Raw genomic sequence first — 16,487 nt, 5'->3', positions numbered from 1 at the left:
TAACTATAAAACAGTAGGTAAGTAAAGCTCCCAGGATGGAAAAGCAGCGATGAAAGAGAAGGCTTGGTTCGGATTGTAGAGACTCTAACTAGAGAACCCAGACCTCTCTAACTATAAGCTTAGTTAGATTTCTCACTTTGTTCGAAATGACAAAGAAGGAACTATAGAATCCAGATTTCTCTCTGCGTTCGTAATAACAAGAGTGAAACTAACTGAAGAAGATAAAAAGGAAGAGTATAAATAAGAGGAAAAACCCATACATCACCAGGTCAAGGGAGTAATCCTTATACTTATTAAATAATTCTATGAATCGTTTCACGGCACGCACTGTTGTATTAATGCAAAAGTAAGAAAAATAAGGCAAAAGATGACCAGGCGCTTAAGCACTCGAAAACTAAAAACTGTTTAATTTGGTTACCTTTGCATCGGAACAGATAGCAAGTCCGAGAAGCATTATGGAGAAAAGGTGGGTATACAAGCAGCAAGTATCTGAAGAGATAGTGAACAACCTGGCAGAGAGCCTGAAGGTAAGCCCAACTATAGCGACTATACTTTGCCAGCGCAATATCTGTACTTTCGAAGAGGCTAAAGCCTTCTTCCGGCCTTCCATAGCCGACCTGCACGATCCTTTCCTGATGAAGGACATGCACCTTGCTGTTAACCGCCTCACAGAAGCCCTGCATCGTTCCGAAAAAATACTGGTTTATGGTGATTACGATGTAGATGGTACCACTTCGGTAGCGCTTATGTATGGTTTTCTGCGCCATTATACCCACCAGATCGAGTTTTACATCCCTGACAGGTACAAAGAAGGTTACGGAGTTTCTACGGCGGGTATTGAGTATGCTGCAGAACATGGTTTCGGTCTCATCATCAGCCTCGACTGTGGTATAAAGTCAGCAGATAAAGTAGCCTATGCAGCCAGCCTAGGTATTGATTTTATTATCTGCGACCACCACTTACCTGATGATGTGGTTCCTCAGGCTATAGCAGTATTGGACCCGAAGCAAATTGATTGCCCTTACCCGTTTAAAGAACTATCAGGTTGTGGTGTTGGGTTTAAGTTGCTGCAGGCATTTTGTTTGCAGAATGGCGTAGAACTGGAAGAACTTTTCCATTTCCTGGACCTAGTGGTGGTTAGCATTGCTGCTGATATCGTTCCTATAGTTGGAGAGAACAGGATACTGGCCTACTATGGTTTGCAGTTACTGAATGGTCCGCAGGCAACCCGCCCGGGCCTTGAAGCACTGAAAGACCTGGCTGGCATAACCGGCGAGATGGACATAACCAGCATTGTGTTTGGTTTCTCGCCACGCATAAATGCTGCCGGCCGTATGGGGGACGCCAAGAACTCAGTACGTATGCTGCTGGCTCAGACCAAGGATGAGGCTTTTAAAATGGCTGATATCATCAACGAATCTAACAAAGAACGCCGCAGCAAAGACAGCAACATTACCAAGGAAGCGCTGCAGATGATCGAAGAAGATGATTTTCTGCGAAGCGCCAACTCTACAGTCTTGTACAAGGAAAGCTGGCACAAAGGAGTAATCGGTATAGTAGCATCACGCTGCATCGAGAAGTACTACCGCCCAACTATAATTCTTACTGAATCGAATGGCAAAGCGTCAGGTTCGGCGCGCTCAGTGCATGGGTTTAATGTGCACAGTGCCATAGAGAGCTGCTCAGACCTTTTAGACCAGTATGGTGGCCACATGTATGCAGCGGGCTTAACATTGCCTGTTGAGAACATACCGGCCTTCAGAGAGCGCTTTGAGCAGTTTGTAGCCAATTCCATTACCGAAGACCAAAAAACGCCACAGATAGAGATAGAGGCCAAGATTAACTTCAGCCAGATCACGCGTAATTTCTTCGGTATCATAAAACAGATGGAGCCTTTTGGGCCGGGCAACATGCGGCCTGTGTTTGTATCAGAGTGTGTGTATGATACGGGTAACCTGCGCGTAGTTGGCGATACCCACCTGAAACTGCGCCTGACGCAGGATGGCTATACCTCTTTCGATGCAATTGCATTCGGGTTTGGCGATCTTTATCCGCATATTTCCAAAGGCATTCCGTTTGATGTGTGCTATAGTATAGAAGAGAACAACTATAGAGGCAACATCACCACCCAGCTTTCTATTAAAGATATCCGCTTTAACTAAAAAAGCAGCCTCTACTTGCTGTAAAGGCTGCCTTCCTGTAAGATCTATAGTTGTTGTACTATGGATGCGGGTACTTATGCTTTAACTGCTGTAACGGGCTCAACTGCTCGGTTGTAGTTACAAACTCAGGCAGGCAAAGCTCGGTCAGTTTATCCATATCTCCTGCGAAGAAATTAATATCGACAGCCGCGTTAATGCCGGCAACAGAGCCACGGTCGGTAAACTGCCAGAACATCCAGCTATCCGTATGGTGAATCTCCGGCTTTACATCGCTGTAGCGGGCAATCCAGAAATGGTAGTCCGTAAAATGGCCTTTTAACCAGCGGCGATAATAATTCTGGCTGGTATAAATAATTGGTCTTACGCCATAGTGCTGCGTTACAGCCTCCAGCCATATCTTTAGATCCGCACGCAGCTGTTCGCCGGTCATACCAGGTTTTGCTACTTCAATATCCAGCACCGGAGGCAAATCGCCCGGAGCCAGTGTTACAGTGCTCGTAAAAAGCTTAATCTGATCCTGAACGGGAGCTTCGGGCTTATAGAAATGGTAAGCGCCACGCTTAATGCCGTAACGTTTGGTTTCTTCCCAGTTGCGTTCAAAAAACGGGTCTAATCTAAAATCGCCTTGTGTTGCCTTTACAAATGCAAAGGTTACGCCAGCATCTTTCACCTGCATCCAGTCTACTTCCTTCTGCCATCTTGATACGTCAATTCCTTTAAGCGAGGAACTGGTACTGCTTTTGGTCTCACCACTATTATCTATAGTTTTTATACCCGTATTTTCGGCAGAAACAGTATTAAAACCCGTTATGGAACTATACCATAGCAGGCCGGTAAGCGCAAAGTGCTTGCTTAGCGATAGGAGTAAAGAAAGCGTCATAAATAGGTGGTTGGCTAAAAGTATTTTAATTTATATAACTACCTGCTGATAAACAAGTGGATATAGCATCTTTTATACAGATTGTTAATAAAGTTAAATTGTACAAAAGCGGGAGCTTGGCTATGCAACACTATACCCGCAACGAAAAGTTGCAACCTTGCACTATGAAACTATAATTCCGTAACTTAGCCACATGATACTCAGAGCTGAACACTTATTTAAAAAATATAAATCGCGCCATGTTGTAAACGATGTGAGCGTAGAAGTGAACCAGGGTGAGATTGTAGGATTACTTGGCCCGAATGGTGCCGGTAAAACTACATCCTTCTACATGATTGTGGGATTGGTAAAGCCTAATTCGGGCAGGATTTTCCTGGATACAGAGGACATTACAGACCTGCCGATGTACAAGCGTGCCAAGCGTGGCGTTGGTTACCTGGCTCAGGAAGCATCTGTTTTCCGGCAGTTAACGGTAGAGGAGAACATACTTGCCGTGCTGGAAATGACAAACAAAACCAAAGAAGAACAACGCCAGAAAGTAGAAGAGCTGCTGGAAGAGTTCTCGCTGACGCATGTGCGTAAGAATAAGGGAGTTGTATTATCCGGTGGTGAGCGCCGCCGCACCGAAATTGCCCGCGCCCTTGCCGTTGACCCTAGCTTTGTATTGCTGGATGAGCCTTTTGCCGGCGTAGACCCAATTGCCGTAGAAGAGATTCAAAGTATAGTTGCTAAGCTTAAGAGCAAAAACATCGGTATCCTTATAACAGACCACAACGTAAACGAGACCCTCTCAATTACCGACCGTGCCTACCTACTGTTTGAAGGGAAAATATTGAAATCAGGAACTGCCGAAGAACTGGCTGCAGACGAACAGGTACGCCGCGTTTACTTAGGTAAGCACTTTGAGTTGAAGCGTAAGGTTTAGTTGCTGATTGTTAATTGTTGATTGCTTTTCTCGTAAGTAGATTTTATGCAAGAGAAAAAGCACCTTCAGTTAAATGACTTAGATGTTTATAAAGTATCTTTTTCCTTAAGCAATTATGTTTGGAGTAAAGTAGAACGGTGGGATTATTTTGCTAAACAAACGGTAGGTATTCAGTATGTTACCGCAATTGATAGCATTTCTGCGAACATAGCTGAGGGTTTTGGCAGGCATGGAAAGAAAGATAAAATCAATTTCTATCGTTATGCCAGAGGTTCGGTTTATGAATGCCTGAATTGGAACGAGAAAAGTAAAGTAAGAAAGCTGTTAACACAGGAAGAGTATGAACATGTGTTTGCAGTTTTACAGAAATTACCTAAAATGATAAACAGTTTGATAAAGCTGACAAATGACAACCTAAGTGTCTAGCCCAAAAACAATCAACAATTAACAATCAGCAATCAATTTGGAAATAATAAACTCTATAGTAACCTGGGTAATGAAGAAACGGATCCATGATATCGATCTGTTTCGGAAGTATCCGCATGAGGTACAGAACGAGCTGTTTCAGAACCTGATCAGTACTGCAAAGGGTACGGAATGGGGTAAGAAATATGGTTACTCTGATGGTCTCTCAGTTAGGGAGTTTCAGGAACGCGTGCCGGTTACTGCTTACGAGGAATTATATCCCTACATTGAGCGCGTGATGATGGGTGAGCAGAACCTGCTATGGCCCAGCAAGATCGAATGGTTTGCCAAATCATCGGGTACTACCAATGCGCGCAGCAAGTTTATTCCTGTCAGCCCGGAGTCTCTGGAAGATTGCCACTACAAAGGCGGGAAAGATATGCTGTCTATTTATGTTAATCTCTACCCCGAAACCAAACTGTTTACCGGCAAAGGCTTATCAATAGGAGGGAGCCACCGCCCGAGCGAACTGAATGCAAAAGTATCGTGTGGCGACGTATCGGCAGTGATCATGCAGAACCTGCCGATCTGGGCAGAGGCTATGCGCACGCCACCACTTAAAGTGGCCTTGATGGACAAGTGGGAAGAGAAAATAGAGAAGATGGTAGAGTTGACCGTGCAGGAGAATGTAACCAGCATGAGCGGCGTACCTACCTGGACCTATGTACTTCTAAAACGCATCCTGGAAGTGACAGGCAAGAACAACATACTGGAAGTATGGCCTAACCTGGAGCTTTTCACACATGGCGCTGTAGCTTTCGGACCTTACCGCCAGTTATTTAAAGAGATTATCCCTTCTGATAAGATGAACTACCTGGAAGTATACAATGCTTCGGAAGGGTTTTTCGGGATACAGGACCAGGCCGGAACAGAAGATGAAATGCTGTTGATGCTGGACTATGGTGTATACTATGAGTTTATACCGATGGACCAGTTTGAAGAAGAAATCCCCAAAACGCTGACGCTGGACCAGGTTGAGTTGAATAAGAACTATGCGATCGTTATCTCTACCAATGCCGGCCTGTGGCGCTATAAGATCGGTGACACCATCCGGTTTACCAGTCTCAGTCCTTACCGCATTAAGATTTCTGGGCGTACCAAGCACTTTATAAATGCCTTCGGAGAAGAAGTTATAGTTGAGAACGCAGAAGCTGCCATTACCAGAGCCTGCGAAGCAACCGGAGCCATTATCACTAACTTTACGGCTGCGCCTATCTTCATGGAAAGCGGCAAACGTGGCGGTCACGAATGGCTAATAGAATTTGAGAAGCAACCGGATAACCTGAAGCAATTCACGTACCTGCTCGACGAAACACTACGCGAAGTGAATTCCGATTATGATGCTAAGCGCCAGAACGACATTGCCCTGCAAGGCCCAATCGTACATGCTGCCCCGCAAGGGACTTTTATGAACTGGCTTCGCGAGAAAGGAAAACTGGGCGGACAAAACAAAGTACCACGCCTCAGCAATTCCCGCGAGTACCTGGAAGAGATTATGCAGGTAAATGGGCTGTAAGTAACGGCTGATACCGCAAGTTTAGCGGCAGCGTAACTTGTGGTTGAGATGGCAGCCAGCTTGTAACTGGCTTTGCTTTGTAAAAGCAAGAATTACGATAGGCGTAACTATAAAACTATAGCCTGCACTTCACGGAACTATAGTTCGCTGGCCACAGCTAAAAATCTACTACTGTATACTTTTCTGCTGCGCAGAAAGCAAGTTGAAAACTTGCAGCTAAACAAAGCCACAAGTTACGCAAGCGCTAAACTTGCGGCAGAGAAGATAACAAACAACCCCGGTAAGTATAGACTTACCGGGGTTGTTTGTAGTTAAAAGCTATACTTGTGAGTATAACCCAATTTATAATTTATAATTTCTAATTCATAATTGGGAGCGTTGCGACTGTCTACTCCAAAAAACTACTCAAAATACCACCTTCTTTGCGGGCATTCTCTCCTTGCGGCATCAGTGCCTGAATCAGTTTCTTAACCGGCATAGACTGCAGCCAAACGCGGCCTGTACCACGCAGGGTAGCTAAGAATAAACCTTCACCACCAAATATCATCGATTTTAAGCCACCGGCACGCTGCACGCTAAAATCTATCCCTTCTTCAAAGGCCACTACGCAACCAGTATCAACTCTAAGGGTTTCGTTGTTCAATTGCTTCTCAACTATAGTTCCGCCGGCGTGTATAAAGGCCATGCCATCGCCCTGCATCTTTTGCAGTATAAAGCCCTCGCCACCGAAAAAGCCTGCGCCTAAACGCTGGTTAAAATGGATGCTTATTTTGGTGCCCAGTGCAGCAGCCAGGAAAGCGTCTTTCTGCGTGATAAGTGTGCGGTTACGCGTGGTTGTTAGGTCAACGGGGAGGATAGTGCCCGGATAAGGTGCAGAGAAGGCAACACGGCTTTTGCCATGTCCCATGTGGGTAAAGTGCGTCATAAACAACGATTCGCCGGTAATAAGGCGGCTACCTGCTGATACCAGTTTCCCTAAAAAGCCCTGGCTTGGGTTAGAGCCGTCACCCATTTTGGTCTGGAAATCGATGCCTTCTTCCATGTACACCATGGCGCCGGCTTCAGCAATTACTGTTTCCTGCGGGTCGAGCTCAATCTCCAGCACTTGTATGTCGTTGCCAAAAATCTTGTAATCAATTTCGTGTGAATTTCTCATAGTCAGTTCCTGATTTGTTATAGTACAGCAAGATAATAAATTAGCAGAAACTGAGTAGCAACTATAGTTTAACTTGCATCATTGGTTAGGGAAAGAACTATAAACTATAGTTAATCTTCTTCGTCCTCCTCAGCTTTTCGCTTTGGTTTTACAGGCAGGTCGTCTTCGTCATCCGTTACAGAACTGGTACCCCTAACAAAGTCCTCGTCGGTTTCTTCCACTTCTTCGCCTTCCTCCACGTGGTATTCTTCTTCCTCTTCGCGCTTTGCTTTTTCGGCAGCGTCGCGCTTTACCAGTTTCTTGTCGTCCACGTTCTTATTCAGGAACTCGTTTATTCTGTCAATGCTATAGTTAGAGATGATCTCACCGTGCTCGTTTACCTTTATTTCGAACCCTTCCAGGTCTTTATGCACTTTCGATTTCTTTTTACTTTTATCAGGTTTCTTATTTCTGGCCATGGTTTTATAGTTTGTATTCCCTGATGTTATAAGTAGAAACAGGTAAATAGTTACGGTTTGTGCGGCTGGCTATAGTTTGGTGCAATAAAAAAGGCTGACCCAGTTACGGATCAGCCTTCTCATTTATAGTTCGGGTTGCTTACTCGGCAGTAGTGTACTGACTAAGTTTTGCAATGGCCGTTTCGATGCGGCTTATAGTTTCCTCGCGGCCAATTATCTCGATGATCTGCATCAGGTCCGGACCGGCTTCGGCACCGGTTACAGCAAGGCGAAGTGCCTGCATTACCTGCCCTATCTTCATGCCGTTACGCTCCAGTATAGTTGTAAGAAGTTCTTTTACAGCGTCAGCATTAAAGTCAGCTATAGTTGGCAGCTCGTTCTTGAATTGCTCAAACACGGCAACCGACTGAGCGTTCCACTTTTTAGAAGCTACTTTCTCGTTATACTCTTCCGGGGCTACAAAGAAATAAGCGGCTTCTTTCCAGAAATCCTGCGGGAAGCTTACACGCTCTTTCATCAGACCGGCCACTTTCTCAGCTTTCTCCTGTGTGCAGTTAATGTTGTGTTCTTCCAGAGCAGTTAACAGGAAACCAGCCAACTCGCTGTCTGGCTTGGCACGCAGGTATTGCTCGTTAAACCAACGGGCTTTCTGAATATCGAAACGTGTACCTGACTTACCGATACGCTCTACTGTAAACTCATTTGCCAACTCTTCCATCGAGAAGATCTCCTGCTGTGTGCCCGGGTTCCAACCCAGGAAAGCCAGGAAGTTAACGAAAGCATCAGGTAAATAACCAGCCTCACGGTAACCAGAAGAAATTTCACCAGTAAACGGATCCTGCCAGTGTAACGGGAATACCGGGAAGCCGAGCTTATCGCCATCGCGTTTGCTCAGTTTTCCGTTTCCGTCAGGCTTAAGTAGTAATGGTAAGTGTGCAAATTCCGGCATGGTGTCTTCCCAGCCTAAGTAGCGGTAAAGTAACACGTGTAGCGGCGCAGATGGTAACCACTCTTCTCCACGGATCACGTGCGTTATCTTCATTAGGTGGTCATCCACAATATTAGCCAGGTGGTACGTCGGCATGCCATCCGACTTCATCAATACTTTATCATCTATAGAAGAGGAATGAACCATTACCCAGCCACGGATCATGTCTTTTAAACGGATCTCTTCTTTACGCGGTACTTTTAAACGGATCACATAAGGGGCGCCAGACTCCAGAAGCTTTTTCACTTCATCTTCGGGCATGGTAAGCGAGTTACGCATAGTTGCGCGGGTGATGGCGTTATACTGTGGCGTTGCTACTTTGGCAGCTTTCAGACGCTCACGCATCGCATCCAGTTCTTCGGCAGTATCAAAGGCATAGTAAGCATGGCCATCGTTTATCAACTGTAAAGCATACTGCATGTACATCGGCTTACGCTCCGACTGGCGGTAAGGGGCATATGGGCCGCCGTTCCATGGGCTTTCATCCAACTCAATGCCACACCACTCCAGCGACTGACGAATATAGTCTTCAGCACCCGGCACAAAACGGTTCTGGTCTGTGTCCTCGATGCGCAGTATCATTTTACCACCGGTTTTGCGGGCCAGCAGGTAATTGTAAAGGGCCGTGCGAACACCGCCTATATGAAGTGGCCCGGTCGGGCTCGGGGCAAAGCGTACTCTTACTTCTCTTTCCATGTATGTCGTCTTCTGGTAATCGTCTAATTCGGGCGCAATTTACAAAATAAAGTATGTAATCGTAAGTATAACCTGCACCTTGATTTGATGTTATACTTTATACGTGCTAAGGCAAGTACAAACAATATCAGCTATTTGCGTATCAGCGTAAGTACGCATAGCTAAAACCGGCCCATATGGTACGCTCCCGACTTCTTATGATCTGGCTCCTGCTTGAGGAAACATGGCTGGAGTTCCTGGATAACAACTCTTTTCAGAAAGGGGCTGCACTCGCGTACTATACCATTTTTGCCTTGCCGCCTATGCTTATCATCATTATAAGTGCCAGTGGCTATTTTCTGGAAGAGAAGGCCGTATCGGGGGAGATATACTATAGGATTAAAGAACTGATCGGTTCGGAAGGGGCCTATGCAGTGCAGAAGATGGTTGAAAATGTGAACGCTTTCACTAACCTTAACCTGGCAGCTATAGTTGGTGGCGGGGCCTTATTTATTGCGGCAACCGGCTTGTTTGTTTCGATGCAGGACTCCCTGAACGAGATCTGGTATGTAAAGCCCAAACCCAAACGCGGCTACCTGAAACTTATACTCGACCGCGCCCTTTCTTTTGGGATGATCCTGGTCATTGCGATTATACTCTTGCTATCGCTGCTGGCAAACACAGTGCTGGTTATCATCGGCGACTTCCTGACGGCGCGTTTCTCAGGCTGGATCGTGTATGTGCTGCACCTGGCAAATTTTATGTCGAGTTTGGTGATGATGTCGTTTCTGTTTGGCTGTATCTATAAGTTTCTGCCGGATGCCAAGATAAAATGGCGTGATGTGTGGGTTGGTGCTATAGTTACAGCGTTACTGTTCTCGCTTTTCAGGGGGATTATCGGTTTTTACCTGGGCAAAAACGAAGTAGGCTCGGTGTATGGAGCAGCTGGTTCAGTCGTGATTATCTTAACGTGGGTGTTCTTTACTTCCCAGATCATTTTTTTCGGGGCGGTATTTACGTTTGTGTATTCCCGCAAATATGGTCACAACATTTACCCGGCTACTTATGCGGTACGCGTGATACGCCAGGAAATTGAAGTAGGTAACTCAGCTGTAAACGCAGAGCCGGGCAAACATGAACGGGAAGTCTATGGAAGTGAAGAAGAGCCTATAGTGCCTCCGGAAGAAACAGAGAAAGAGCAGGGAGCGAATATTTAAGAGTTAAAGAGTTTAGGAATTGGAAAGGTGATTTCTTACCACATTTTTAATAGAGCTCTTAAATGTACTTACAGTCCAGAGGTAGGCTAAGGCATTGATGCTCCAAAGTAAAGCTGTAAGTATGATGGCAACGTGGATTTGAGAGAAATGTAATGCAATGAAAAGTACTGAGAGGATTAAATATAAAACTGTTGTACCTGCAAAACTAAGGAAAAGGTCTACTTTAAGTTTGTCATCCTGAATTGAAAAACTCGTTGTTCCTTCATCAAGCCAGGCATGTCTTTTAAATAGAACTTTAAAAAATCTGAATTTAATTGTGTTTTCCTTGATCCGCGAATCAACAAATTGATCGGCAAAGCTTGTTATCAATAGTTTTTCTAAAGGAGTAGTGCCCGATGGAATATTAAAACTATAATTGGCTTTAAAGCTGAAAGGAAACATATACTAAGATAGGTTTTCTAAACTATAAAAGGACAAAAAACGCAGAAGTATAAACCCTGTGCCTTTTGCCCTTTATCAAATAGTCTTTCGGCAAATCTCTACTTTACCGCAATGCAGGAAATCTCCACATTCACATCTTTTGGCAGGCGACTAACTTCCACGGTTTCGCGGGCTGGTGGGTTGCTGGTAAAATAGCTGCCGTAGGTTTCGTTTATCTTGCCGAAGTTGTTCAGGTCTTTCACAAAAATGCTGCACTTTACAACATTGCTGAAATCCATGCCTGCTTCGTTTAGTATAAACTGCAGGTTCTTCATCACCATGTGTGTTTCGTCTTCGATGTTGCTGTTTACCAGTTCGCCGGTCTGCTGGTTCAGCGGTATCTGGCCCGAAACATAAAGTACGCCATTGGCCATAGTTGCCTGGCTGTAAGGACCGATAGGGGCCGGAGCGTTCTGGGAGTTAACGATAGTATGTGCCATTCTGAATAAGTTTAAATGTTTATCTTTACCATCAAAAATACAGATTTATGCGCATACTTGTTTTGGCTGGCCCCGAAATGGCCGCAGAGTTCAGACGAAAGTTTCCGGAAACAAGCAACGGCACGCAATTTACTTTCCTGCAAAGCCATAGCATTATCGACGAGCAGTTAGGCCCATCGGATGTTGTTTTCGATTTCATGCTGCATGAAGAGCCGGAGCGCCTGAGCCTTTATGCCCCTGAACAAGTGGTTTTCTGTAATGCTGCAACTATACAACTGGCAGCACTTGTGAAGGCTTCCGGAGTTGAAAAACCGTGTACGCTAATTGGGTTTAATGGCCTGCCATCTCTTTTCAACCGTCCGGTGCTGGAAGTAAGTTTATGCGATAAAAGGTCTGAATCGAAGCTGATTGAAGTTTGTAACGAGTTGGGTACAGAGTTTCTTATCGTTGCTGACCGCGCAGGTATGGTTACACCCCGCATTATTTGCATGATCATAAATGAGGCGTGCTATACGCTGCAGGAGGAAACCGCCGGAATAGAAGATATTGACCTGGGCATGAAGTTAGGCACCAATTACCCGAAAGGGCCTTTTGAATGGGCAAACCTTATCGGAATAGAAAATGTGTATAAGTTGCTACAGGCCGTTTATGATGACACGAAAGATGAACGCTATAAAGTTTGCCCATTGCTAAAGACAAAATACCTGAAAGGGGAGAAGTTCGAACTATAGTTTCATGACCAGAGCGCCTCGCCCTGAACGCTATCGGGGTGTGAGATACCCACGGCCTCAGGCCGCTTTAACCTATAATTCAGTTTCGCTACTCAACTATAGTTTTATATTTGTTAAGATTGACGTAGCAGGACGCCACTTGTAGTTAGAGGGCAGGAGCCAAGTCAAACTAAACTATAGTCTCAACTATAAGCATAAAATAAAAAAGGAGACCCGTTAGAGTCTCCTTTCCTTTTTATAACAACTATAGATTACTCTACTGTTACTGATTTTGCTAGGTTACGAGGTTGGTCTACGTTGCAACCGCGCATTACCGCAATGTGGTAAGATAACAACTGAAGTGGCACAACAGACAATAATGGCATCAGGTGCTCGCTGGTTTCAGGTATCTCAATTACGTGGTCAGCCATGGCTGGTATAGTTGTATCGCCTTCGGTAACGATGGCAATTACTTTACCTTTACGTGCTTTTACCTCCTGTATATTAGATACGATCTTCTCATAAGAGCTGTCTTTTGTAGCAATAACTACAACCGGCATGTGCTCATCTATCAGGGCGATTGGTCCGTGCTTCATTTCTGCTGCAGGATAACCTTCTGCGTGTATATAAGAGATCTCTTTCAGTTTAAGCGCACCTTCCAGCGCAACCGGGAAGTTATAACCACGACCCAGGTACAGGAAGTTAGTTACATCTTTATAGATAGCTGAAATTTCTTCGATCTGCTTATCAAGTTTAAGCGTCTGCTCTACTTTTGCCGGAATTTGCTCCAGCTCAGCGATCAGCTCGTACAGTTTAGACGTTTCGATGGCACCTCGCTTGCTGCCGATCATCATAGCAATAAGCGTAAGCACGGTTACCTGCGCCGTAAATGCTTTTGTAGAAGCTACCCCAATTTCTGGGCCAGCGTGTGTATAAGCACCTGCATCGGTAGCACGCGCTATAGATGAACCAACTACATTACATACACCAAAAATAGTAGCGCCTTTAGACTTAGCCAGTTCTATCGCTGCCAATGTATCTGCTGTTTCACCGGACTGCGAAATGGCAATCACAATGTCGTTTTCGTTAACAATTGGATTACGATAGCGGAACTCAGATGCGTATTCTACTTCAACTGGTATGCGAGCCAGATCTTCGATCAGGTATTCTGCTACTAAGCCAGCGTGCCACGATGTTCCGCAGGCAACTATAAGGATACGCTGGGCATTTGCGAATTTATTTTCATACTCACGGATACCGCCCATCATCAGGTGGTTGTTCTCCGCGATCATACGGCCACGCATGCTGTCAAGAATTGAGCGAGGCTGCTCAAAAATCTCTTTCAGCATAAAGTGCTCGTAACCGCCTTTTTCAATCGACTCCAACTCAAGCTCCAGGCGCTGGATATATGGAGTCTGCTTTACGTCTTCTTTTGTACGGATATCCAGTTCACCATCCTTAATTACTGCAATTTCGTAATCGTTCAGGTAGATAACATCGTTGGTATACTCGATAATCGGCGTAGCATCAGAAGCAAAGAAATATTCGCCTTCCCCAACACCAACTACCAACGGGCTACCTTTACGGGCAGCAATCAGCTGGTTCGGATCATCTTTAGATAATACTACAATAGCATAAGCACCTACTACTTCATGCAGTGCCAGGCGTACAGCCTCAACCAGCGTGCAGTTTGTAGTGCTGCGGATATCTTCGATCAGGTTAATGAATACTTCAGAGTCTGTATCTGACTGAAACGTATGGCCTTTCTCTATTAACAGCGTTTTCAGGGCTGCATAGTTCTCGATGATACCGTTGTGGATGATAGCAATTTTGCCCGATGTAGAGTAATGCGGGTGTGCATTTACATCGTTAGGCTCGCCGTGGGTAGCCCAGCGGGTGTGGCCCATGCCAATATTGCCATGTACGTTTTTATCGGCTATAAATGCTTCAAGCTCGCTTACTTTGCCCTTCTTCTTGTAAACATTCAGTTCACCGTTCATAAGTGCAATACCTGCACTGTCGTACCCTCTATACTCCAGGCGCTTTAAGCCTTTAATGATAATAGGGCAAGCTTCTCTATGCCCAACGTATGCTACAATTCCGCACATAAGTCTGTTGTGTAAAAACTAAAATAGGGACCTACAAAAAATAGGTACCCGCAAAGGTACCTATTAAAAATATTTTATAATAAAATTAATCCAGTTTTGTAAAGTAAACGCGCAGCTTTACACCTTGCTCTGCAGTGTTAACTATAATGGCTCTTTTAGGAATACTTTCTAGTCCAATTGATCCGCCTCCGTTAGCAGAGCTTAAAAATCTACCTGGAGTTATCAAAAGGCCATCGTTTGGCTTGTCGCCTCTTAGTATTGCCTGTACATAAGAAGTTACATTCACTTTATAACTACCCACGCCGGTTCTTACAGTATTGTTGCCTTCTTTTCTTGTTTCTGCATCAAACTGTAAATAAGTCGGGGAGCTATAGTTGTCAATGCTCATTAAGCGGGCATCGTCTATAGGAACTGTTTTAGCCACCCCGGTAGCAGTATAAAGAATCCGGTTTGAGCTGTTGGTCTCAAAAATGCCTAATTGTGCCGGCTCCTTAAGCGTTGCGAAAGAATTGTTTTTAACCGGAACTATAAGATCGGCCCTGTTAATAACAATGTTCCCGTATTTTTCCTTCAGTTGCTTCAGGTGAGGTATCGTTAGCTTGGTTAACAGCTGTGTGCCAGCCTGTACGTAGCTTTCGCCACCTGTCTGCGATGATGGTAGTACTTTATATGGTTGCAATCCAGCCAGCGCCGTACCGCTACGATCAGCTTCTATTTTAGAGAAGTTACGAATGTTGGATCCGTTCAGCAAAAAGGAATATTCCTTTCTGGTCGTGTCGTTTTTGTAGTAGAGCGTAAGCTTGGTTTTAGCAGATAGCGTATTCAGGCCAATTACTTCTCTAGAAACAGCTTGTGTCGGAACTATAGCCAGTCCTTTAAAAAGCTGTACAAAATTAAACTGATTCTTGAGGGGCGCTTTGCCTGACTGGGCCAGTATCTCGTTAGCCAGTGCTTTATCCAGGCGTATTCTGACAGGTACCGTAAACACAGGCGCTGGTTTAGCGGCAGTAGACGTATCTACAGGGTCCGGGTCAAAAGATACCGTTCCCAGCGGCGTACTTTCATACGCCAGCGATGAGTTCGTGAAATAAGATGACTTATCCTGGAAACCTTCAGTCAACCTGTGAACACTCAGGTTTAACAGAGCATCATCAGAACCATAGATATCTGTTGTATAATCCAGGCTCAGAACCAGTGAGTCTGCTACCGGGTTTGTGCCAAACGTTACATCCAAGCCAGAAAGCCCTACTTCCGTAAAGGCAGTCGCTTTTACATTGCCCAATGCGGCATCCTGGTAACCACCAACAGGTAACGGATACTGTCTGAAAGCTAATATAGAGTCAGATTTAAGTACTGTACCTGTATTTATAGTTAATGTATCGGTATAAAAAGCTCCGATCTGGTTTTCATCCTGTAGGTCTAAGCCTATATCAGATGGGTCTTCGCAAGATGCAAGTGTAGCAAGGGAAAAGAAGAAAAGAGTAAATCTTCTAACGGCTGAGTTCATTATACAGGTTATAGTATGAATCTGAAAGGGTGTCGTCGGCTATAACTGTGCTGATGTTCTTTGATGTAAAGTCATTGAACAGCAGGTTGATGTTATCGCTGAAATCTTCGTTTGTTTTAATTACTGAATCTGCATATTCCATACCTATTTTCAGGAAGCTGTCGATATCGGCAGACTTCAGGTGGTCCAGCATGCTGTCATCAATATCCATCATCTTTACTTTCTCAGCCAGGTCGCCGTTAAACTTGTGTGTATAGTTATGGTTATACACCGTAAACATCGACTTAGAGTCTTTAAAGATCGGATCTTTTTTATAAGTTGTTTTCAGGTACATTGGTATCAGTCCGGTCATCCAGTCGTTGCAATGCACAATGTCCGGAGCCCAGCCAAGTTTCTTTACAGTTTCCAGCACACCTTTGCAGAAAAAGATGGCGCGCTCGTCATTATCCTGGTGAAACTTGTTGTTCTTGTCAACAAAAACGGACTTTCTGTGAAAATAGTCTTCGTTGTCAATAAAATATACCTGTAATTTGGCATTCGGAATAGAAGCCACCTTAATAACCAGTGGTTTCTCGTCGTCACCAACAGCAATGTTGATGCCCGAGAGGCGGACAACCTCATGCAGACGGTTCTTACGCTCGTTAATGATACCGAATCTCGGCACAAAGATGCGGATTTCCATACCTCTTTCCTGCATCGCCTGTGGTAGTGTGTTCAGAAACTCTGCTACTTTTGTGGTTTGAAGGAAGGGAAGTATCTCGGTGGCGGCGTAAAGGATTCGCAATTTTGACATGAGTTTG

15 protein-coding genes are annotated in these 16,487 nt (G+C 44.8%); 6 read left to right on the top strand and 9 right to left on the bottom strand.

Annotated features, from left to right (window positions below):
• Positions 1-455 precede the first annotated feature (455 nt).
• On the top strand, positions 456-2,162 hold the full coding sequence (gene recJ, locus KYK27_RS05215) for a single-stranded-DNA-specific exonuclease RecJ (RefSeq protein WP_199108921.1): 1,707 nt from the start codon (positions 456-458) through the stop codon (positions 2,160-2,162).
• Positions 2,163-2,220: 58 nt separating this feature from the next.
• Here the strand turns inward: recJ and KYK27_RS05210 are convergent, their stop codons facing one another.
• A complete protein-coding gene (locus tag KYK27_RS05210; protein ID WP_199108920.1) occupies positions 2,221-3,042 on the bottom strand; it encodes a glycoside hydrolase family 25 protein in 822 nt (273 codons plus the stop codon).
• A gap of 193 nt (positions 3,043-3,235) precedes the next feature.
• Between KYK27_RS05210 and lptB the strand changes: the two genes are divergently transcribed.
• From lptB to KYK27_RS05195, 3 genes are all read left to right on the top strand, one after another.
• Positions 3,236-3,967, top strand: coding sequence for an LPS export ABC transporter ATP-binding protein (lptB, locus tag KYK27_RS05205; RefSeq protein WP_199108919.1), 732 nt, complete (start codon positions 3,236-3,238; stop codon positions 3,965-3,967).
• Between the two features lie 45 nt (positions 3,968-4,012).
• The gene (locus KYK27_RS05200; RefSeq protein WP_199108918.1) at positions 4,013-4,393 is read left to right on the top strand and encodes a four helix bundle protein; all 381 of its coding nucleotides are present in this window, start codon (positions 4,013-4,015) and stop codon (positions 4,391-4,393) included.
• A 70-nt stretch (positions 4,394-4,463) separates the two neighbouring features.
• On the top strand, positions 4,464-5,948 hold the full coding sequence (locus KYK27_RS05195; RefSeq protein ID WP_199108917.1) for a GH3 auxin-responsive promoter family protein: 1,485 nt from the start codon (positions 4,464-4,466) through the stop codon (positions 5,946-5,948).
• A gap of 388 nt (positions 5,949-6,336) precedes the next feature.
• Here the strand turns inward: KYK27_RS05195 and KYK27_RS05190 are convergent, their stop codons facing one another.
• The 3 genes from KYK27_RS05190 to gltX form a co-directional block, all read right to left on the bottom strand.
• Positions 6,337-7,104: a TIGR00266 family protein gene (locus tag KYK27_RS05190; RefSeq protein ID WP_199108916.1), complete on the bottom strand. Its 768-nt coding sequence runs from the start codon at positions 7,102-7,104 to the stop codon at positions 6,337-6,339.
• A gap of 110 nt (positions 7,105-7,214) precedes the next feature.
• Positions 7,215-7,562 carry a hypothetical protein gene (locus tag KYK27_RS05185; protein WP_199108915.1) on the bottom strand — a complete coding sequence of 116 codons (348 nt, stop codon included), beginning with the start codon at positions 7,560-7,562 and terminating at the stop codon, positions 7,215-7,217.
• A gap of 139 nt (positions 7,563-7,701) precedes the next feature.
• Positions 7,702-9,246, bottom strand: a complete 1,545-nt coding sequence (gene gltX, locus KYK27_RS05180) for a glutamate--tRNA ligase (RefSeq protein WP_199108914.1) — start codon at positions 9,244-9,246, stop codon at positions 7,702-7,704.
• 176 nt (positions 9,247-9,422) lie between these two features.
• Between gltX and KYK27_RS05175 the strand changes: the two genes are divergently transcribed.
• Positions 9,423-10,442, top strand: coding sequence for a YihY/virulence factor BrkB family protein (locus tag KYK27_RS05175; protein ID WP_199108913.1), 1,020 nt, complete (start codon positions 9,423-9,425; stop codon positions 10,440-10,442).
• Positions 10,443-10,454: 12 nt separating this feature from the next.
• Here KYK27_RS05175 and KYK27_RS05170 read toward each other — a convergent pair whose 3' ends face one another.
• Together KYK27_RS05170 and KYK27_RS05165 are read right to left on the bottom strand one after the other, a co-directional pair.
• A complete protein-coding gene (locus KYK27_RS05170) occupies positions 10,455-10,883 on the bottom strand; it encodes a hypothetical protein (RefSeq protein WP_199108912.1) in 429 nt (142 codons plus the stop codon).
• Between the two features lie 98 nt (positions 10,884-10,981).
• On the bottom strand, positions 10,982-11,362 hold the full coding sequence (locus tag KYK27_RS05165) for a RidA family protein (protein WP_199108911.1): 381 nt from the start codon (positions 11,360-11,362) through the stop codon (positions 10,982-10,984).
• A gap of 47 nt (positions 11,363-11,409) precedes the next feature.
• Here KYK27_RS05165 and KYK27_RS05160 point away from each other — a divergent pair, with 47 nt between their 5' ends.
• Complete coding sequence (locus KYK27_RS05160; RefSeq protein WP_199108910.1) at positions 11,410-12,093, top strand: 3-hydroxyacyl-CoA dehydrogenase family protein; 684 nt, start codon at positions 11,410-11,412, stop codon at positions 12,091-12,093.
• A 251-nt stretch (positions 12,094-12,344) separates the two neighbouring features.
• Here KYK27_RS05160 and glmS read toward each other — a convergent pair whose 3' ends face one another.
• From glmS to KYK27_RS05145, 3 genes are all read right to left on the bottom strand, one after another.
• Complete coding sequence (glmS, locus tag KYK27_RS05155; protein ID WP_199108909.1) at positions 12,345-14,180, bottom strand: glutamine--fructose-6-phosphate transaminase (isomerizing); 1,836 nt, start codon at positions 14,178-14,180, stop codon at positions 12,345-12,347.
• Between the two features lie 85 nt (positions 14,181-14,265).
• Entirely contained in the window at positions 14,266-15,687 is a 1,422-nt protein-coding gene (locus KYK27_RS05150) for a DUF4270 family protein (RefSeq protein WP_199108908.1), read from the bottom strand.
• The gene (locus KYK27_RS05145; protein ID WP_199108907.1) at positions 15,671-16,480 is read right to left on the bottom strand and encodes a glycogen/starch synthase; all 810 of its coding nucleotides are present in this window, start codon (positions 16,478-16,480) and stop codon (positions 15,671-15,673) included. Before KYK27_RS05145 ends, KYK27_RS05150 begins: the two co-directional genes overlap by 17 nt.
• Positions 16,481-16,487 lie beyond the last annotated feature (7 nt).

Source organism: Pontibacter populi, from assembly GCF_019336435.1.
Classification (GTDB): domain Bacteria; phylum Bacteroidota; class Bacteroidia; order Cytophagales; family Hymenobacteraceae; genus Pontibacter; species Pontibacter humidus.
The sequence above is the reverse complement of the archived record's forward strand: the minus strand, read 5'-3'. Positions and strand labels throughout refer to the sequence as shown.